14 protein-coding genes are annotated in these 19,751 nt (G+C 70.1%); 6 read left to right on the top strand and 8 right to left on the bottom strand.

Annotation, left to right across the window (positions count from 1 at the left end; translation table 11 throughout):
• The 3 genes from ACLML9_RS19150 to ACLML9_RS19140 all read right to left on the bottom strand — a co-directional run.
• Positions 1–5,992: amino acid adenylation domain-containing protein (locus ACLML9_RS19150; protein ID WP_411946810.1), on the bottom strand; the 5,992-nt coding region annotated here is incomplete at its 3' end.
• A gap of 375 nt (positions 5,993–6,367) precedes the next feature.
• The gene (gene lnt / locus ACLML9_RS19145; RefSeq protein ID WP_411946809.1) at positions 6,368–8,101 is read right to left on the bottom strand and encodes an apolipoprotein N-acyltransferase; all 1,734 of its coding nucleotides are present in this window, start codon (positions 8,099–8,101) and stop codon (positions 6,368–6,370) included.
• Positions 8,102–8,130: 29 nt separating this feature from the next.
• Positions 8,131–9,729: an amidohydrolase gene (locus ACLML9_RS19140; RefSeq protein ID WP_411946808.1), complete on the bottom strand. Its 1,599-nt coding sequence runs from the start codon at positions 9,727–9,729 to the stop codon at positions 8,131–8,133.
• Between the two features lie 172 nt (positions 9,730–9,901).
• On the opposite strand from ACLML9_RS19140, the gene ACLML9_RS19135 reads away from it, so the two are divergent.
• The gene (locus ACLML9_RS19135; RefSeq protein ID WP_411946807.1) at positions 9,902–10,303 is read left to right on the top strand and encodes a PPOX class F420-dependent oxidoreductase; all 402 of its coding nucleotides are present in this window, start codon (positions 9,902–9,904) and stop codon (positions 10,301–10,303) included.
• Positions 10,304–10,372: 69 nt separating this feature from the next.
• On the opposite strand, the gene ACLML9_RS19130 is transcribed toward ACLML9_RS19135, so the two are convergent.
• Entirely contained in the window at positions 10,373–11,092 is a 720-nt protein-coding gene (locus tag ACLML9_RS19130; protein WP_411946806.1) for a VOC family protein, read from the bottom strand.
• Positions 11,093–11,195: 103 nt separating this feature from the next.
• On the opposite strand from ACLML9_RS19130, the gene ACLML9_RS19125 reads away from it, so the two are divergent.
• Positions 11,196–11,750: a PadR family transcriptional regulator gene (locus tag ACLML9_RS19125; protein ID WP_411946805.1), complete on the top strand. Its 555-nt coding sequence runs from the start codon at positions 11,196–11,198 to the stop codon at positions 11,748–11,750.
• On the opposite strand, the gene ACLML9_RS19120 is transcribed toward ACLML9_RS19125, so the two are convergent.
• The 3 genes from ACLML9_RS19120 to ACLML9_RS19110 form a co-directional block, all read right to left on the bottom strand.
• Positions 11,747–12,253, bottom strand: a complete 507-nt coding sequence (locus ACLML9_RS19120; RefSeq protein ID WP_411946804.1) for an FxsA family protein — start codon at positions 12,251–12,253, stop codon at positions 11,747–11,749. The two genes, ACLML9_RS19125 and ACLML9_RS19120, sit on opposite strands and share 4 nt — an antisense overlap.
• A gap of 68 nt (positions 12,254–12,321) precedes the next feature.
• A complete protein-coding gene (locus tag ACLML9_RS19115; RefSeq protein WP_411946803.1) occupies positions 12,322–12,981 on the bottom strand; it encodes a response regulator in 660 nt (219 codons plus the stop codon).
• Positions 12,982–13,008: 27 nt separating this feature from the next.
• On the bottom strand, positions 13,009–14,178 hold the full coding sequence (locus ACLML9_RS19110; RefSeq protein WP_411946802.1) for a sensor histidine kinase: 1,170 nt from the start codon (positions 14,176–14,178) through the stop codon (positions 13,009–13,011).
• 81 nt (positions 14,179–14,259) lie between these two features.
• Between ACLML9_RS19110 and ACLML9_RS19105 the strand changes: the two genes are divergently transcribed.
• The 4 genes from ACLML9_RS19105 (at position 14,260) to ACLML9_RS19090 (ending at position 18,735) form a co-directional block, all read left to right on the top strand.
• Positions 14,260–15,027, top strand: coding sequence for a TSUP family transporter (locus ACLML9_RS19105; RefSeq protein ID WP_411946801.1), 768 nt, complete (start codon positions 14,260–14,262; stop codon positions 15,025–15,027).
• A gap of 152 nt (positions 15,028–15,179) precedes the next feature.
• A complete protein-coding gene (locus ACLML9_RS19100; protein WP_411946800.1) occupies positions 15,180–15,707 on the top strand; it encodes a zinc ribbon domain-containing protein in 528 nt (175 codons plus the stop codon).
• A complete protein-coding gene (locus ACLML9_RS19095; protein WP_411946799.1) occupies positions 15,704–17,335 on the top strand; it encodes a TldD/PmbA family protein in 1,632 nt (543 codons plus the stop codon). The genes ACLML9_RS19100 and ACLML9_RS19095 overlap by 4 nt, the downstream gene beginning before the upstream one ends.
• A complete protein-coding gene (locus tag ACLML9_RS19090; protein ID WP_411946798.1) occupies positions 17,332–18,735 on the top strand; it encodes a metallopeptidase TldD-related protein in 1,404 nt (467 codons plus the stop codon). Before ACLML9_RS19095 ends, ACLML9_RS19090 begins: the two co-directional genes overlap by 4 nt.
• A gap of 22 nt (positions 18,736–18,757) precedes the next feature.
• Here ACLML9_RS19090 and map read toward each other — a convergent pair whose 3' ends face one another.
• Positions 18,758–19,525: a type I methionyl aminopeptidase gene (gene map / locus ACLML9_RS19085; protein WP_411946811.1), complete on the bottom strand. Its 768-nt coding sequence runs from the start codon at positions 19,523–19,525 to the stop codon at positions 18,758–18,760.
• Positions 19,526–19,751 lie beyond the last annotated feature (226 nt).

Here is a 19,751-nt window from a genome sequence, read left to right as displayed (position 1 = left end):
CGGGCAGCTGCCCGCGTACGGCCGCCCGGACCGCGGCGGGATCCACCGTGCGGTCGGCGACGAGATAGGCCGCCAGCCGCTGCCGGGCGTGCGCGTCGGTGTGCACCACCGTCAGTGCCGACCGCACCCCGGGATAGCCGCGCAGTACGTGGTCGATCTCCGACAGTTCGATCCGGAAGCCGCGCAGTTTCACCTGATCATCGGCGCGGCCGAGGAACCGCAGCCGGCCGGTCCGGTCGGCCACCACCAGATCGCCGGTGCGGTACATCCGTTCGCCGCGCCGGCCGTAGGGGCTCGCCACGAAGCGGGCGGCGGTCAGGCCGTGCCGGCCCAGATAGCCGCGGGCCACGCCGGGGCCCGAGACATACAGCTCGCCCGGAGTACCGGGCGGTACCGGACGCAACCGGGAGTCCAGCAGGAACAACCGCATACCGCGCACCGGATGGCCCAGCGGCACCGGGCGGCCGGGCCGCATCGGGCCGGACATGGTGGCGGCCACCGTCGCCTCCGACGGGCCGTACATATTGTGCATGCGGTACCGGTCGGCCCAGGCCGCCACCAGTTCGGGACTGCACGCCTCACCGCCGACCATGACACTGCGCAACTGCTCCAACCCGGACGGGTCGACGGTGCCCAGGGCGGCGGGCGTGACGAATGCGTGTGTCACGGCTTCGGCCCGCAGCAGCCCGGCGAGTTCGGCACCGCCGTAGACATCCGGCGGCGCGATCACCACGGTGGCCCCGCAGACGAACCCGAGCAGCAGTTCGAGCACCGAGGCATCGAAACTCGGCGAGGAGAAGTGCAAGGTGCGCGCGGCCGGTGTGACGCCGAACAGATAGCACTGTTCGGCGGCGAAGGAGGCCAGTCCGGCGTGGGTGACGACAACGGCCTTCGGCGTGCCGGTGGAACCGGAGGTGTAGATCAGGTAGGCCGGATGCGCGGTGCGCAACGGCGCGATCCGGTCGGCATCGGTGATCGGCGCCGCGGAGACGGAGGCACAGTCGATCTCGACCTCCGGCGAGCCGAGGATCAGCCACGATTCCACGGCACCGGGCGCCTCCGCCAGCGCCGCGACCTGTTCCCGGCCGGTGACCCCGAGCCGGGCTCCGGAATCGGTGAGCATATGGGCGATCCGATCCGCGGGATAGCCCGGATCGACCGGGACATAGGCGGCGCCGGTCTTGGCGACCGCCCAGACCGCGGTGATCGCGTCCAGACCGCGCGGCAGCGCCAGCGCGACCACGGTTTCGGGCCCCGCCCCCTGCTCGATCAGCAGCCGGGCCAGCCGGTTCGCGCGTTCGTCCAGTTCCCGGTAGGTGGTGTCCCGTCCGCGGTAACGGACGGCGACCCCGTCGGGGTCCTTGACCGCCGACCGGCCGAACAGGTCGGCCAGCAGCACCGGCGGTTCGGCGGGTCCACCCGCCAGCGGAACGAGGTTGCCGCGCTCACGCCGCTCCAGCACCTCGATATCGCCGACCGGCCGCCGGGGGTTGCCGACCGCCGCGTCCAGCACGGCGACGAACCTGCGCGCGATCGCGGCGACGGTCCGCTCGTCGAACAGATCTGTCGCGTAACCGATCTCGGCGTGCAGTTCACCGCCGGCGTTGTCATCGTGGATCTCGAGCTGGAGGTCGAATTTCGCGACGGCCCCGTCCAGCGGCAGGATCTCGGTGCGCACCCCCGGCAGCACCAACTCGAGTTCCCCGGCGTTGTCGTAGGACAGCATCACCTGGAACAGCGGGTGCCGCGCCCCGGAGCGCTCCGGGTTCACCACCTCGACCAGCCGCTCGAACGGAACATCGGCATTGGCGAAGGCGTTCAGATCGGTTTCCCGGACGATATCGAGCATCCGGCCGAAATCGGCGCCGGGATCGACCTCCGTGCGCAGCACCAGGGTGTTGACGAACATCCCCACCAGTTCGTCCAGCGCCGGATCGGTGCGGCCCGCGATGGGGGTGCCGATCACGATATCGGTGCTCCCGCAGATACGGGCCAGCAGTGTGGCCAGCGCGGCGTGCACCACCATGAACATGCTCGCCCCGCGCGCGACCGCCAGTTCCGCGGCCGCGCGGCGGGTTCCGGCCGGGATGGTGAACGAGACCCGCCCGCCTCCGGTGGAGCGGCGGGCGGGACGCGGACGGTCCAGCGGAAGGTCGAGCTGATCGGGCAGCCCGGCCAGCTCGGCCCGCCAGTGGGTGATCTGCCGGCTCAGCGCACTGCCCGGATCGGATTCCTCGCCGAGCAGTTCCCGCTGCCACAGCGCGAAATCCGCGTACTGCACCGGTAGCGGAGTCCACTGCGGCGCCCGGCCGGCGACCCGTGCCTCGACCGCGGTGGTCAGATCCCGGGCCAGCGGCGCGACCGACCAGCCGTCTCCGCAGATGTGATGCAGCACCAGCACGAGTACATGGCTGTCGTCGTCGAGGGCGTACAGGGCGACCCGGACCGGGAACTCGGTGCGCAGATCGAACGGCCGGGACACGAACTCCGCGGCCAGACCAGTGATCCGGGCGCTGTCGGCGTCGATCACCTCGAGCGAGAGCCCGGCGGCGGCGGCCGGATGGATCCGCTGGTAGGGGCCCTCGCCGGATTCGGGGAAGGTGGTCCGCAGGCTTTCGTGCCGCTCCAGCACGTCCAGCAGCGCGGCCTGCAACGCCTCGATATCCAGGATGCCGTCCAGCCGGACCGCGAGCGGCATGTTGTAGGCGGCGGCATGCTCGGCGAAGCGGTTCAGGATCCAGAGCCGCTGCTGGGCCGGTGAGAGCGGGATCCGCTCGGGCCGGACCATCGGAACCAGTTGCGGTGAGGCGAGGTCCGGTTCGTGGACGGTAAACCGGTCGGTCAGTTCGACGATGGTGCCGGCCTCGAACAGATCACGGATGGTCAGCGCGGTACCGAGCGCGGTGTTGATCCGCGCGACCGCGCGGGCGGCCACCAGCGAGTTGCCGCCGAGTTCGAAGAATCCGTCCTCGATGCCGATCTCGGGCACGCCCAGCAGTTCGGCGAATATCGTGGCCAGGACTTCTTCCACCTCGTTGCGCGGCGCGGTCCGGGCCCGCTGTTCGGTGGGGCCCGGGGCCGGCAGCGCCGCCCGGTCGATCTTGCCGTTGCTGTTCAGCGGCAGCTCGTCGAGCACGGTGACCGTGGCGGGCACCATGTACGCCGGCAGCGCGCGGGCCAACTCCGCGCGAACCGCGTCCGGTTCGAGGGTCGCCCCGCCGCGCGCCACCACGTAGGCCGCGAGCCGATCGCCGGCGGGGGTGCGGTGGGCGACGCAGACCGCGCGGGCGATCCGCTCGTCGGCCAGCAGCGCGGATTCGATCTCACCGAGTTCGATGCGCAACCCGCGGATCTTGACCTGGAAATCGGTGCGGCCCAGATATTCCAGTACCCCGCGGCGGCTTCCGGCGGACCCGAGTTGCCAGCGGGCCAGATCGCCGGTCCGGTACATCCGCGTGCCCGGGCTGAACGGATCGGCCACGAACCGCTCGGCGGTCAGCGGCGCCTGGCCGAGGTAGCCGCGCGCCAGCTGCACACCGGCCAGGTACAGCTCCCCCACCGCGCCCGGCGGGACCGGGCGCAGCGCCGCATCGAGTACATAGGTGCGGGTGTTCCACACCGGCGAACCGATCGGGACGGATTCGGGGTCCGGCGGGCAGTGCCAGTAGGTCACGTCGACCGCGGCCTCGGTGGGCCCGTACAGGTTGTGCAGGTCCGGACCCGGCAACGCGGCGTGGAAATCGCGCACGGTGGCCGGCGGCAGCGCTTCACCGCTGCAGAACACCCGGCGCAGCGACGCGCAGTCGCCGACCTCGGTATCGGTGACGAAGACCGAGAGCATCGAAGGGACGAAATGCGCTGTGGTGATGCCCTTCTCGCGGATTACTCCGGCCAGATAGGCCGGATCGCGGTGTCCTTCCGGACGCGCCACCACCAGCCGGGCGCCGGTCTGCAGCGGCCAGAAGAACTCCCAGACCGAGACATCGAAGGTCGCCGGAGTCTTCTGCAGCACGGCATCGGTGTGGTCGAGTGGGTATTGGTGCTGCATCCAGCGGAGCCGGTTCACGATCGCCGCGTGGGTGATGCCGACTCCCTTCGGGGCGCCGGTGGAACCGGAGGTGTACAGCAGATAGGCCAGATGGTCACCGCGCAGCGGTGAGATCCGGTCGGCATCGGTGACGGGCGCGGGATCGAAACCGGAGAGGTCGGCGGTGTCGACCGCGAGCAGTTCGGCATTGCCCGGCAGTTCGAGGCCGTCGCGGATGGCGACCAGCAGCGCGACCGGACGGGCCCGGTCCACGATCCCCGCCAGCCGCGCGACCGGATGCTCCGGATCCAGCGGAAGATAGGCGGCGCCGGTCTTGATCACGGCGTACATCGCGACCACCAGTTCGATACTGCGCCGCAGGCACAGCCCGACCACCTGTTCCGGTCCGGCGCCTGCCGCGATCAGCTTCCGGGCCAGCCGGTTCGCCCGGGCGTCGAGTTCGCGGTAGGTCAGCGCCGCACCCTCGAACTCCACTGCCACGGAGTCCGGGCAGTGCCGCACCCGGTCGGCGAAAATCCCCGCGAGCGTGCCGGTGTGGACCTCGGCCGCCGTATCGTTCCAGGTGTGCAGCACCTGGCGCTGTTCGGCGTCGGTGAGCACGGGTAGCTCCCGGACGGGGGTGTCGGCTCCGGTGGTGAGGAAACGGTCGAGGAAACCCAGGAACCGGCGGTGGTGGGCGGCGACCTCGTCGTCGCTGTAGAGCAGCGGGTTGGCCTCGAAATCGAGATGGACCCGGCCGCCGTCACCGTTGTACAGGTTGACCGAGAGGTCCTCGACCGGCCCGGTGGCCAGCACATGGACGGAGACCTCGCATTCGGCGAAGCGCAGCGGCTTGCTGAACAGCATGATGTTGATCATCGGGCCGAAGAAACCGCGGGTGTCCCGGTCGTATCCGCAGTCGCGGCGGATATCGTCGTGCCGGTAGCGCTGGTGCCGGAGGGCGCCGGTGATCTGGCGTTCCACCACCCGTACGACATCTTCGACGGTGGTCCCGGGCTCGAAGCGGATCCGCAGCGGCACCACATTCGACACCACTCCGGCGGAGCGGCGCAGCGATACGGTGGTGCGCGCGGATACCGGCAGGCTCAATACCACGTCGTTCTCCCCGGTCATGGACCGGACGTAGCAGGCCATGGCCGCGGCGTACAGGATCGGATCGGTCGCGTTGCGTTGCGTCGCCGCCGCCGCGACGGACGCCTCGGTGGCCTCGCTCAGGACCGCGGTGGCGAGCCGGCGGCCCGCGTCCGCGGTGGCCGGCGGATTGGCCACGGTGGACAGACTGACGACCTCCCCTGCGCCGTCGAGAATTTCGCTCCAGTAGGCGCGATCGTTGGTGAACCGCTGCGTATTCCGGTACTCACGCTCCCCCGCGTACAGCTCGGCCAGCGGGGTGGCGCGCGACACCGTGGGCTCCCGGGACTCGTAGTAGGCCGTGTAGATCTCCGCGGTGCGGACCAGCGCGTTCATCGCCGCATAACCGTCGATGACGATGTGATGGGCTCGGGAGTACCAGATGTAGTCGCGATCTCCGGTGCGCAGTACGGCATTGAAGACAAGGGAGTCGTGGTCGAAGTCGACCGGAGTGCGCGCGTCGTTCTTCATCCAGGTCAGGGCCGCGGCGTCCGGGTCCGGCTCGGACCGCAGATCCAGTCGCGCCCAGCCCGGTCGCGCCGCCGGATCGACCACCTGGTGAGGGACTCCGTCGACCTGGACGATGCGCTGGAGACCGACCTCGGTCTCCACACCGAAACGCTCGATCGCATACAGCAGCAGACCCGGATCGAGATCACCGTGGAACTTCACGTACTCGACGACGACGAGCGGGATCTCGGGCTGAATCCGCTGGGCATACCACAGCGCTGTCTGCGCGGGTGTGAGCGGAAACGGTTCGGCCGAAACTTCCGCCGACGAACTGCTATCGACCCCGGTGGCCGACGATCTCATCAATCACTCCGTTCTACAGCTCGACACTCCCCGAACAGCCCGCAACCGGCCTGTACCGGCCGTGGGGTGTGATTCACGACTGGTTATTCGGAGCATCACGGTGAATGGATTGCATTCGAAACCGAATGGTTACCTGGAGCCGGAACAGCTATCGGACCGCGGTGTCCGATTTCCGGCACGCTGATGACGCAGAGACGCGGAAGATCGCTTCACTTCTCGCCCGGCGAGGCCGGGCGCTGCCTAGATACTACGCACAAAGAGCCAGCATTTTTACCCCTCGAAACCGAAAAATAAACAAGGTGCAAACCGGAAGAACCGCCGACAGCCCAAGCGTTATCGCAGACTCGCCGGTGGCGACGAGATCCGGGCCGGCGGTCAGCCGGACACGGGCGCCGTGGGGGTCTCGGCCGGTCGGCGAGCGGTTCGCCGCCGCACGATCGAGAGCACCACACCGGCCGCCGTCACGAACACGGCACCCAGCTCAGGCCAGGGCCCCAGCACCGTCGCCGGGGTGTGCGAATCACGCAGCGGCACCTCGGCAACCAGCGCCTCGGGGGTGAACAGCGCGCTCTCCTCCCGCACCGTACCGTCCGCGGCGATGATCGCGCTGACCCCCGAGGTGGCGGCCACGACCAGCGAGCGCCCGTGTTCGACAGCCCGCACCCTGGACATCGCCAGTTGCTGGTAAGTCATTTCACTGTCGCCGAAAGTCGCATTGTTCGTAGGGACCGCGAGCAATTGCGCTCCGGAGTGCAACGAATCCCGGAAAGCCCGGTCGAAAGCGACCTCGTAACAGGTTGCCACCCCGATTTCCGTACCTGCGGCCCGAATTGTTCCGTCTCCGTGACCCGGGACGAAGTATCCTGCCCTGTCCGCATAGTCCGAAAAGAGCCGGAAGAATCCGCGCATCGGCAGGTATTCGCCGAAAGGCTGTACTATTTTTTTGTCGTGACGATCCCCCGGGCCGCTTTCCGCGGTCCACACCATCACCGAATTCGTCGTGGTGCCGTCCCCGTTGACCAGCACAGCTCCCACCAGAATCGGTGCCGAGATCCGCCGGGCCGCCGCCGAGATGAGGGCGGACGCGTCGGAATTACGCAACGGGTCGATATCGGAGGAGTTCTCGGGCCACACGACCACATCCGGCGCCGGAAACAGACCGCTCGCCACCTCATCGGCCAGTTGTTCGGTCCGGCGGACATGATTGTCGAGCACGGCCCGGCGCTGCGCATTGAAATCGAGGCCGAGACGGGGCACGCTGCCCTGGATGGCGGCCACGGTGATCGTCCGGTCCCCCTCGAGTGGACCGGGCAGTGTCGCCCCGAGCCCGAGCCCGGCGGCGGCGAGCAGCACACAGGTCGCCGCCGCGGCCGCCGCCGCCACCCGGCCACCGGGCCCCGCGGCACCGTCGCTCGCCGAATCCGCCCGACTGCCGGCGTCCCTCTCCTCTGCACTGTCCGCAGCGGCGCTCCCGGCAGCACGGCCTGCTGCTCCTCCGGGCCCAGCGCTCACCGCAGCCAGGCGCGAACCCGCCCGGCGGAGCAGCCCGAGGACCACGGCGGCCCCGCAGGTACCGCTCAGCGCGACGACGAAGCCCACCAGCGGCGCACCACCGTAGGCGGCCAGCGGCAGGAACCATCCGTCGGCCTGGCCGAAGGCCACTCGACCCCAGGGGAATCCACCGAACGGAAAACTCGACCGGCCCCATTCGGCCGCCGTCCAGGCCAGGGCGAGCCACAGCGGCCATCCCGGCAGCCGGCCGAGTATCCGGCCGAGCACCCCGAACACGCCCAGATACACCGCGCACGCGGTGGACAGCGCGAGCCACGGCAGCGGGCCCACATAGATCCCGGTCCACGGCAGGAGTGGAAGAAAAAAACCGAGACCGGCGAGGAAGCCGTAGCCGAAACCGGCCGGCAGGCGGGGCCCGCTGCGCACGACCAGGGTCAACAGCGCGATCCCGGCGGGCGCGAGGAACCACCACGGCCGCGGCGGGAAGCTGCCGAACAGCAGGACACCGGCGAACACCGCGGCCACCGACCGCACCACCACCGGGTAGCGGGCGAGCCCGCCGGTCCACCGGATCGCCGGCCCGTCACCCTGGTTCACTGCTGCATCCTGTTCCGCTCGAGCCGAGATCACGCCTGGTAGATGGAGACACCGTCGCGCACGGTGCGTAGGCAGCGTGGCAGGTCGGCGTCCGGGGTCAGCGACGGCAGTCCGGGAACCCGGGAACGGGGGTCGGTGGACCAGCGTTGGACCGTATCGGTGGGCGCGGCGACCACCAGCTCACCGGCCTCCCATACCGCGTACGACGCGGGCGCCCCGGGCACCAGGGTTCCGGCGACGCCGTCGCGCACGCCGCCGGCCCGCCACGCGCCGCGGGTGGCGGCGGCGAAGGCGGCCCGCGGGGAGAGACCGTGCCCGGGGGTGCGGTGGTGCACGGCCGCGCGGACCGCCATCCACGGGTCGAGCGCGGTCACCGGCGCGTCCGAGCCGATGGCCAGCGAGACACCGGCCGCGGCCATGGCGGCGAACGGGTTCAGGGCCGCGGCGCGGGTGGCGCCGAGTCGTTCGGCGTACATTCCGTCGGGTCCACCCCAGGCCAGGTCGAACCCGGGTTGCACGCTGGCGATCACACCCCAGGCGGCGAAGGCCTCGATCTGTGCTGCGTCGAGCAGTTCCGCGTGCTCCACCCGGTGGCCGCGCGCGGCCACGGCCGGACCACCGAGTTCGGCGACCACCTGTCCGAACCCGGCCACCACCGCGTCGAGCGCCCCGTCGCCGATCGCGTGGAAACCCGCTTGGACGCCCGCCTCGGTACAGGCCCGCACGTGGGCGGCGATATCCCCGGCGTCCAGGTAGGAGACCCCGGTCCCGGGGTCGTCGGCGTACGGGTCGCGCAGCCGGGCGGTATGCGAACCGATGGACCCGTCCACGAACAGGTCACCGGCGAGCCCGTGCGCCCCGAGGTCGGACAGCAGAGTGCGCGCCTCGTCCGCGGTGCGCACCGCCTGACCCCAGTAGGCCCGCACCTGCACACCGTGCTCGAAGGCGAGCAGTTCGCGCAGATCGGTTTCTCCTTCTATATCGGGGCCCGCGCATTCGTGCACGACCGCCACCCCGTGTGCGGCCGCGGCGTCCAGCGCGGTCCGCCGGGCCGCGTCCCGCTGTTCCCGGGTGAGCCGGGCCCGGGCCGCGGCGCGTACGAGATGGTGTGCCGCCGCCCGTACCGGCTCCCCCGGGGCGAACCCGGACGCGGAACTCAGTCCCGGCACCTCGTCCAGCAGCGCTGAGGAGGCCACCGCGGAATGCGCGTCCACCCGCGCCAGATACACCGCTTGCCCGGGCCGGGCGGCGGCGTCCACTTCGGCGACCGTCGGTGGCCGGCCCTCCGGCCAGCGGGTCTCGTCCCAGCCGTCGGCGAGAATCGCGCCGCCGGGGTGGCGAGCGGCGTATTCGGCGACCAGTTCCAGGCAGTGGGTGAGCGAACGTGCCGCGGAGAGATCGAGGCCCGCGAGTTGCAGGCCGAGCGCGGTGGTGTGCAGGTGCGGTTCCACAAATGCGGGGGTCACGAAGGCGCCGTCGAGCTCGACGACCTCGGCGTCCGGATGCAGGGCCCGCCCCACATGGTCGGCGCCGAGCCATACGACGACGCCGTCGGTCACCGCCAGGGCGGTGGCATCGGGCGCACTCGAACTGTAGATCCGGCCTCCGACCAGCAGCTGCGTACTCACGGGTGTCCAGTCTGCCGCACCGCCGCCCGGGTCGCGCGGGCCGGTCCGGACCGAGCGGGTGGGCAGGCCCGCGGCGGCGCCGGATCACCCGGATCGCCGACACGGCTCTCGGCGATCCCGATCGGCCGGTCGATCGGTATCTGCCCGGCCCGCCGCGATTTACGCTGACTCCATGACCAACACGCTCGGTGCGGTCGGTACCGCCGACTACGTTCTGCTCACCACCTTCCGCAAGGACGGCACCCCGGTGCCGACACCCCTGTGGGCGGTGGCCGAGGAAGACAAGCTCTACGTCTGGACCGTCACCGACAGCTGGAAGGTGAAAAGGCTGCGGCGCAACCCGGAGGTGACGCTGCAGCCCTGTGATTACAAGGGCACCCCGCGCGGTGAGGTCGTCCACGGCACCGGCCGGGTCCTCGATGCCGATGGCAGCGCGCGGGTCCGCCGCCTGATCCGCCGGAAGTACCGGCTCACCGGACCCCTGGTGGTGTTCGGCAGTGTTCTGCGCCGCGGGAAGTCGGGCACCGTCGGCATCGAACTCACTCCACGGACCGAGCAGGCCACCCCGGAATAACGCGCCATCCGGATCCGGGCGCGGCGAGATCTCCGCCCGGGCACGAGATGTCGTGCCGCGGCGTGGCGGTCAATCGGCTTGTGGCCGCAGCCATTCCTCGAGGTCGTCTGCCGCGCCGAGCTCGGCGGCGAGTTCCGTCCGTTCGGCCTCGGTCAGTCCGAGCGCCACCAGGTCGGCGCGGCGCTGGGCGGCCTTGTCCGGGTTCCCGCGCGCGATCGCGAGCTCGGCCAGCGCCGCCAGGGCGCGCGCCCGGTCCAGCACACCGGCCGCCGCGCCGTGGCGGCGCAGCCCGGACTCGAGCGCTCGTTCGGCGGCCTTGTCGTCGTTCTTGGAATCGCGCAGGATCCGCGCATTGTCGAGCACTCGGGCAAGACCGGTCAGTTTCACCGATCCGCCGTACTCGAGTTCCGCCGGCTCCGTCCGGGCGATATAGATCACTCGGTTGCCGTCCGGGTCGATAAGGCTGAACCGGGTCCGGCCGGCGCGGAAACGAGTGATCCGCCCGGGCCCCTGTGTGGGCATCCGCCCGAACCGTTCCCGTAGCGCAGCGCTGAAGTGGCGATGCCGCTCCGCGACGTCGTCGACCATGACCAGGCAACCCGCCTCCTCCTCGGCCGCGTGTCCCGCGGGAGCGGAGGTGAAGTGGAGGTCGCAGTCGTGCGCCGAGATCGCGCCGTAGACATACGGCCTCGTCTGTTCGTAGGTGACCGTGTAACCGAGCGCCCGGTAGAAGTCGAGCGTGCGGGCCAGATCGTGGGTGGGCAGCACCGGTACCGCGGTATCTCCCATGGAATCCTCCCAATAGTCAATTTTGACTACCTGAGGCTAGGTCGTTCGACGATCACAAGTCAAATTTGAGTACCGTACTGTTCCGGTGACGGAAGGAGCGAAGATGGCGGCGGTACGGTTGCTGATTCTCGGGGTGACACGGCGACATCAGCCGACCCACGGTTACGCGGTGCGCCGCGAACTGCTGTCCTGGCGCGCCGATACCTGGACCAATGTGCAGCCCGGCTCCATCTATCACGCCGTGAAACAGCTCACCCAGGAGGGAAAGCTGCGCACCCTGGGCACCGAGAACGGCGGCCGGGGGCCCGGACGGACCCTGTTCGAACTCACCCCCGCCGGCGAAGCGGAATTCCTGGAGCGGATGGACGAGGCGCTGACCAGCGCGGACATGGAAGAACTCGGCGCCGGGATCGCGTTCATGGATGCCCTGCCGCGCGCCCACGTCATCGCGAAACTACGCGAACAACGCGAGGGCAGCCGCGCGATCCGCGACGACCTGCGGGCTATGGTCGGCGACTATCCGGGCCGCCACGAGCCCCCGCACGCCACCGATCTACTCGAACTGTGGAGCGGGGTCTTCGACAATCTCACCGGCTGGACCGCCGGTGTGCTGGACCGGCTGGAACGAGGCGAGTACCGGATGGCCGACGATGCCTAGATCCGGTGCTGTTCCGCCGGCGGAAGCCGCTTTTCCAGGATGGTGCTCGATGGCGGCCGCTCGTCGGTGTACCACTCGCTCACCACGACACCGTCCACCACATCGGCATCGATCACCGTGGGCCGGTACGGCGCGGCCCCGGCGATCTTCGCGACCCGGCGGGCTGCCAGCGCGGCGAGCACCGGGCGGAACAGCGCGCGGGTCGGCGGGATGAGCATCAGCAATCCCACCACCGAGGTGACCAGGCCCGGAGCGAACATCAGCAGGCTGCCCGCGCCCACCAGCGCACCGTCGGCGACCGCGGCACCCGGGGTGATCTCACCGCGGGAGGCGCGGCGGAACTGTTCCCCCACCCGGCGCCACTGCGAACCGAGCAGCAGCATGCCCGCGGCGGAGCTGGCGATGAGCAACAGGATGGCGGGAACGGCGCCGAGCCAGGCGACGGCGGCGGCGAAAACAGCGATCTCGGCGACGAGGTAGACGAGGAAACCGAGGACGGGCATGGGCGAACCTTTCGGTCGGACTACCCGGACAACGAACGAGATGTCCGATTTGCTCCCGATCCAGATGCTCAGCCGCCCGGACGCACCACGCCGGTTTCATAGGCCAGCACCACCGCCTGCACGCGGTCACGCAGGCCCAGTTTGGTCAAGACCCGGCCGACGTGGGTCTTCACCGTGGCCTCGGACAGGAACAGCTGGCCCGCGATCTCGGCATTGGACCGCCCGGCGGCGATCTGTTCGAGTACTTCGCGTTCGCGGGCGGTCAGTACCTCGAGGATTCCGGGATCGCGCGAGGGCGTGGGTTCTTCGGCGATCAGCCGGTCGAGGAGACGTTTGGTGACCTTCGGCGACACCACCGCGTCCCCGGCCGCGACGCTGCGGATGGCCGAGATCAGGTCTTCGGGCGGGGTGTCCTTGAGCAGGAACCCGCTCGCGCCGGCGCGCAGCGCGCCCAGGGCGTGTTCGTCGAGGTCGAAGGTCGTCATCACCAGGACCCGGGCGCCGTGGTCGGCCGCGAGGATGCGGCCGGTGGCGGTGACGCCGTCCACGACCGGCATCCGGACATCCATGAGCACCACGTCGGGGGTCAGCTCGGCGGCCCGGGCGACCGCGGTGGCGCCGTTGTCGGCTTCGCCGACCACCTCGATATCGGGGTGCGCGCCTAGCACCATCTCGAGTCCTACGCGCATGAGTTCCTGGTCGTCCACAACGAGCACGGTGATCGGCACGGATTCCAATGTAGTGGCGGCCGCCGCCTATTCCCGATCCGGTGCGGACAGCGGAATCCGCGCGTACACCCGCCAGGCGCCGTCGGTCCGGCGCCCGGCCTCGAGACTGCCGCCGAGCACCGCCATCCGTTCACGCATCCCGGCCAGGCCCAGGCCGCTGCCCTGGATCCGGTCCTCGGGCCGCACCGGGACCCCGCCGGAGTCGACGACCTCCACCTCGATGTGGTCGGCGTGCCGCCGCACCCGCACCCATGCCTTCGGGTGGGCGCCGGCGTGGCGGAGGGTGTTGGTCAGCGCTTCCTGCACGATGCGGTGCGTGCCCAGACTGATCTCGGGTGCGACGCCGTCCAGTTCACCGGCCAGTTCCAGTTCGACCGCCAGGCCCGCGTCCCGCATCAGCTGCACCACCGCCGCGAGCCCCGCCGTCCCGTGCTGGGGGACTTCGTCGGGGGCGTGTTCGGTGCGCAGCAGCGCGACGGTGCGGCGGAGTTCGCGCAGTGCTTCGCGCCCGGTCCCGGCAATGGTGACCAGCGCCTGTTCGGTGGTATCGGGATCGGTGCGCAGGGCGAAGCGCGCGCCGTCGGCCTGGACGATCATCACGCTCACCGCATGCGCGACCACATCGTGCAGCTCCCGGGCGATCCGGGTGCGCTCGGCCGAGACCGCGTCGTGTGCCCGGCGTTCCCGGTCGGAGTCGGCGACGGCCAGCCGGGCCGCCACCTCGGCGTCGTAGGCGCGGCGGGCGCCGGTGAACTCGCCCAGTGCCCAGCACAGGGCGAAGAACACCGAGACGAACGCGAGATCCCCGGCCCGGAATCCGCTCAGCAGCGCCATCCCATAGGCGGTATCGGCGACCAGTGCCAGCACGTACCAGAGCCCGGCACGCCGGCCGACATAGGCGACCAGTGTGTACAGCATGACCCCGTGGCCGATCAGCGCGGCGTGCCCGGTGGGGTCGCCGACGAGGTAGCCGATGGTACTGGCGCAGATCGACAGTCCCATGAAGGTCGCCGCCATAGCCCGCGGATAGATCCGGCGCAGCACGATCGGAAGCGGGATCAGCACGGAGAACACTACGAAGGCGGCGAGGTGGGTGCTGTCGCGGGCCATGGTGAGGTCGAACACCAGCAGCGCCGCCGCGAGCGCGGAGTCCGCGACGACGGGGTTGTCTCGAAGCCACAGAATGAACCGGCGCACCCGCCCAGCCTAGGAGGCCGGCCCCGGCCGGATCCGTGAGCGGGTGATCTCGGCCTGCGGACCGTCTGGTTTGCTTGGCCGGTGGATGTGACCGACTGGCTGATGTTGCTGCCGGCCGCGGCCGCCGCCGGCTGGGTGGACGCCGTGGTCGGCGGTGGTGGTCTGATCGTGTTGCCGACCCTGCTGCTGGTGGCCCCCGGCCTCGCCCCGCAGACGGCACTGGGCACCAACAAGCTGGCGGCGGTCGCGGGCACGGCCACGGCGGCGGCCACCTTCGCCCGCAAAGTTCCGCTCCAGTGGCGGCTGCTGATACCCGCCGCCGTGCTGGCGGCGATCACCGCGGCGGCGGGCGCGGCGGCGGTGGCGCTCATCGACCGGGACCTGTTCATTCCGATCGTGCTGGTGGTGCTGATCGGGGTGGCGATCTTCGTCACGGCCCGGCCCACGATCGGGATCACCCTGGCCACCCATCCCCCGTCGCGCCGCAAGATCGTTCTGGTGGTGGCGCTGGCCGCGGGTCTGATCGGCGCCTACGACGGACTGCTCGGTCCCGGCACCGGGACATTCCTGATCATCACCTTCGCCACCCTGCTCGGCACCGAGTTCGTCCGGGCGGCGGCGATGGCGAAGGTGATCAACTGCGGCTCCAATGTCGGGGCGCTGATCTATTTCGGCGCCACCGGGCATGTGCTGTGGGCGCTGGGCGCGGCGATGGCGCTGGCCAATATCGCGGGCGCCGTACTGGGTTCGCGAATGGCGCTGGACCGCGGCGCGGAGTTCGTGCGCGCGGTGCTGCTGGTGGTCGTGGTGGCCATGGTGATCCGGCTGGGCTGGCAGCAGTTCGGTTGAGGCCGGGCGCACGGCCCGGCCTCCGCCGGGTCGGACTGACTGATCGTTTCAGAATCAAGTTCGGGTGACTGCGGGAAGCTGTCAGCCGTCGAGCCGCTGAAGCAACCTGCGTGAACCCACCGCTTTCGACCAGCCCGACGAGCACTTGGGTCATGTTGCTGATGCCGGCAACGCGGACGATGAGCCCGTCCGAGACCCAGAAGCAGCGGCCCCACGGCTTCACCAGGACCGCTGATCACGCCCGCAGCGTGGCGGACGATCCCCGACCATGCCAGCACAGCCGGTGTTGTGCACACTGTTCAACTGAAGCCCTTGGTCGTTGGCTGCTGGACTACAAGCAGCGGTGGCGTGGCGGCACCATGGTCCCCGCCGTTCGGTGGTTCCCGTCGAGTAAACGGTGTTCGGCCTGCGGCACCGTCCACCCCACCCTGACATTGACCGATCGGGTGTTCGGCTGCGGGTGCGGCTACCACGCCGACCGCGACCTCAATGCCGCAGTCAACCTCGCTACCTGGCCGCGACTCCAGCAGGATGACCTACCACGATCCCCGGACCTCCGAGCAGGGGGCCGGGTTACCAATGCCCGCCGATGGGAAGGCGCTGACCGGCACCTGATGCGTGCCGGTGCCACCGGCCCGGACGACGCGGGAACCGAGGCTCGTATCCCGGTCGGGGTATGAGCCGAGGACGCCCGAGAAGGGCGGTGTCCGATAACTCAGCGAGTTATCGGACGCGCTGTAAGTTGTGCAGGGTGACGGCGACAACCTCTATCGAATCGGGCGGCCTACCGTCCGGGCACGATATCGATCCGGAGTTCACGGACCTACCGCTGGCGGCGCTGGCGGAGTCGGCGCTGGCCACGGCCCGCGCGGCCGGGGCCGAGCACGCCGATCTGCGGGTGCACCGATTGTGTACGCAGACACTGCGGTTACGCGACGGCCGGGTGGAGGCACTGACCGATACCGTCGAACTCGGGTTCGCGGTCCGCGTCATCGTCGACGGCACCTGGGGTTTCGCCTCGCACGCGGCGCTGACCCGGGAGACCGCGGCCGAGGTCGCGCGGTCCGCGGTGGCCGTGGCGACCACCCTGCGCGACCTGAACCGGGAACGCGTCGAACTCGCCGGCGAACCCCGCTACGACAACGCCCGCTGGATCTCCGACTACCGGATCGATCCGTTCACCGTGTCCTCGGCCGACAAAGTGGCCCTGCTCCAGGACTATTCCGGCCGGCTGAGCGCCGCCGACGGCGTCGACCACGTCACCGCGTCACTTCTCCAGGTCAAGGAACAAACCTACTACGCCGACACCGCCGGTTCCTCGATCACCCAGCAGCGGGTGCGCCTGCACCCGGAACTGGAGGCGATCACCGTCGACACCGCTTCCGGCGCGTTCGAGACCATGCGCACCCTGGCGCCCCCGGCCGGCCGCGGCTGGGAGTACGTCACCGGCGCCGACGGGGTCTGGGACTGGGATACCGAACTGGCCCGGATCCCGGAATGGCTGGCCGAGAAGGTGAAGGCGCCGACCGTCACCGCGGGCCCGACCGATCTGGTGATCGATCCCACCAACCTGTGGCTCACCATCCACGAATCCATCGGTCACGCCACCGAGTACGACCGCGCGATCGGCTACGAATCGGCTTACGCCGGGACCTCGTTCGCGACCCCGGATCTGCTGGGCACGCTGCGCTACGGCACGCCGGTCATGCATGTCACCGCCGACCGGGTCCAGCCGCACGGGCTGGCCACCGTCGGCTACGACGATGACGGAGTGGCCGGTCAGCGCTGGGATCTGGTGCGCAACGGGGTACTGGTGGGCTACCAGCTCGACCGGGTGTTCGCGCCGCGGCTGGGCCTGGACCGCTCCAACGGCTGCTCCTACGCCGATTCCCCGCATCATGTGCCGATCCAGCGGATGGCCAATGTCTCGCTACAGCCCGATCCCGATACCGATACCAGTACCGCCGAACTGATCTCGCGGGTCGAGGACGGAATCTACATCGTCGGCGACAAGAGCTGGTCCATCGATATGCAGCGCTACAACTTCCAGTTCACCGGGCAGCGTTTCTTCCGGATCCGCAACGGTGAGCTGGCCGGCCAGTTGCGCGATGTCGCCTATCAGGCGACCACGACGGATTTCTGGGGTTCGATGGAGGCGGTCGGCGGACCGTCGACCTGGCAGCTGGGCGGCGCGTTCAACTGCGGTAAGGCGCAGCCCGGCCAGGTCGCGGCGGTCAGTCACGGCTGCCCGTCGGTGCTGGTGCGCGGCGTGAACGTCCTCAACACCCGGACGGAGGCAGGACGATGACGGTGATCGGTGCGGGTGTACTGCCCGCGGGTGCGGTGGTCGAGCGGGCCCTCGGCGCGTCCCGGGCCGACGAGACGATCGTGATCGTCAGCGACGAATACGAGGCCTCGTTGCGCTGGGCCGGCAACTCCATGACCACCAACGGCGCCTCGGTCTCGCGGCGGTGGTCGGTGATCTCGGTGTTCCGGGACGGGCCGCGTTCGGCGCGCGTCGGCAGTGTGGCCTCGACCAGTGTCGACCCCGCCGATATCGAGGCCGTGGTGCGGGCGAGTGCGGAGGCCGCCCGATCCGCCGAACCGGCCCGCGACGCCATGCCGCTGCCGGCCGCGGACGCGGTTCCGGCGGCACCGGATTGGGAGCAGGCTCCGGCTGTCACCGGGATCGATGTGTTCACCGGGCTCGCCGCCGATCTGGCCACCGGTTTCGACGGCGGCGACCGGCTGTACGGTTTCGCGCACCATCAGGTACAGACCACGTGGCTCGGCACCTCCACCGGTGTCCGGCGCCGCTACACCCAGCCCACCGGGTCGATCGAGATCAACGGTAAGCGCGGCGACGGGGCGGAACCGGCCAGTGCCTGGGTGGGGGCGGGCACCGCCGATTTCACCGATGTGGACACCCCCGGTCTGCTGGCAGAGCTGTCCCGGCGGTTGGACTGGTCGGCGCGGCGGGTGGAACTGCCCGCCGGGCGGTACGAAACCCTGCTGCCGCCGTCGGCGGTCGCGGACCTCCTCATCTATATGTACTGGTCCATGGAGGGCCGGGGCGCGCAGGAGGGACACACCGCGTTCGCCGCCGCGGGCGGTACCCGGGTCGGTGAGAAGCTCACCGATATCCCGCTGACCCTCTTCTCCGATCCCGCGGCGCCCGGATTGCAGTGCCTGCCGTTCGTAGCCACCCCGGCCTCCTCGGAGACGCTGTCGGTCTTCGACAACGGGCTGTCCGCGCCCCGGGTGGACTGGTTGCGCGACGGCGCGATCGCCGATCTGGTGTATCCGCGCGCCACCGCCGCCGACTACGCCGTCTCCCCCACCGTCCCGGTGCAGAACCTGCTGCTCACCGGCGGTTCCGCGACCACACTGGACGAAATGATCGCGCGCACCGAACGCGGTCTGCTGCTCACCACCCTCTGGTACATCCGCGAGGTCGACCCGGCCACCCTGCTGCTCACCGGTCTCACTCGCGACGGTGTGTACCTGGTCGAGAACGGGGAGGTCACCGCGGCGGTGAACAACTTCCGGTTCAACGAGAGCCCGCTGGACCTGCTACGCCGGGTCACCGAGGCCGGGGCCACCGAACTCACGCTGCCCCGGGAATGGAAGGACTGGTTCACCCGCACGGCCATGCCGCCGCTGCGGATCCCGGACTTCCACATGTCGTCGGTGAGCCGGGCGACCTGAGCCGGGCACGGCGTCCGGCCGGTCACGCCACCGCGGTCAGCACCCGGGGGCCGTCGGCCGTGATGGCGACGGTGTGTTCGGAATGGGCGGTGCGGGAGCCGTCGGCCGAGCGGATGGTCCAGCCGTCGGGATCGGTGACGATCCGGTCGGTGGTCGCGGCGAACCACGGTTCCAGGGCGAGGGTGAGGCCGGGCCGCAGCCGGAAGCCGCGGCCCGCACGTCCGGCGTTGGAAACATGCGGGTCCTCGTGCATGGTCCGCCCGAGCCCGTGACCGCCGAACTCGGTGTTGACCGGATAGCCGTACGCGGTGGCGACGGCGGAGATCGCCGCGGAGATGTCACCGATCCGGTTACCCGGCTGCGCGGCCTCGATCGCCGCCGCCAGCGCCTCTTCGGTGGCCCGCACCAGCCGCAGATCCGCGGCGGCGGGTGTGCCGACGATGACGGTGGTGGCGGCGTCGGCGACCCAGCCGTCGATGCTCAACGCCAGATCCGCGGTCAGTACATCGCCGTCGCGCAGCGCGTAGTCGAAGGGCAGCCCGTGCAGGACGGCGTCGTTGACCGACAGGCACACCGTATTGCGGAACGGACCGCGCCCGAACGAGGGCGCGTAGTCCCAGTAACACGACACCGCGCCCCGCTGCCGGATCCGTTCGCGCACGATCATCTCCAGCTCGAGCAGGTTCACACCCACCGCCGCGACCGCCCGCAGTTCCGCCAGGATCTCGGCCACGAACGCGCCCGCGACGCGCATCCGCTCGATCTCCTCGGGCGATTTCAACTCCACCATCACAACCTCCACAGCCAATGGTATTTCTATACCTTCATTGCGGTACATTAATACCACTCTTTAGAATGTGGGCATGGTCCGCCTGCCCCTCACCGCCTCCCAGATCGACGCCGGCCGCCGCCTCGGAGTCCGGTTGCGCACCGCCCGCGACGCGCGCGACCTCGCCGAGGGGGCGCGCGCGGCCCGGATAAACCCCGGGACCCAACCGAAAAAAGCAAACCGCCGG

The organism is Nocardia sp. NPDC002869 (genome assembly GCF_046764065.1).
Taxonomy (GTDB): domain Bacteria; phylum Actinomycetota; class Actinomycetes; order Mycobacteriales; family Mycobacteriaceae; genus Nocardia; species Nocardia rhamnosiphila.
The sequence above is the reverse complement of the archived record's forward strand: the minus strand, read 5'-3'. Positions and strand labels throughout refer to the sequence as shown.

Coding starts and splice junctions, on each gene's coding strand:
- map (WP_411946811.1), bottom strand. CDS start 19,525: ATGGTGGAGTTGAAATCGCCCGAGGAGATCGAGCGGATGCGCGTCGCG.
- ACLML9_RS19090 (WP_411946798.1), top strand. CDS start 17,332: ATGACGGTGATCGGTGCGGGTGTACTGCCCGCGGGTGCGGTGGTCGAG.
- ACLML9_RS19100 (WP_411946800.1), top strand. CDS start 15,180: ATGTTGCTGATGCCGGCAACGCGGACGATGAGCCCGTCCGAGACCCAG.
- ACLML9_RS19130 (WP_411946806.1), bottom strand. CDS start 11,092: ATGGGAGATACCGCGGTACCGGTGCTGCCCACCCACGATCTGGCCCGC.
- ACLML9_RS19125 (WP_411946805.1), top strand. CDS start 11,196: ATGGCGGCGGTACGGTTGCTGATTCTCGGGGTGACACGGCGACATCAG.
- ACLML9_RS19135 (WP_411946807.1), top strand. CDS start 9,902: ATGACCAACACGCTCGGTGCGGTCGGTACCGCCGACTACGTTCTGCTC.
- ACLML9_RS19095 (WP_411946799.1), top strand. CDS start 15,704: ATGAGCCGAGGACGCCCGAGAAGGGCGGTGTCCGATAACTCAGCGAGT.
- ACLML9_RS19120 (WP_411946804.1), bottom strand. CDS start 12,253: ATGCCCGTCCTCGGTTTCCTCGTCTACCTCGTCGCCGAGATCGCTGTT.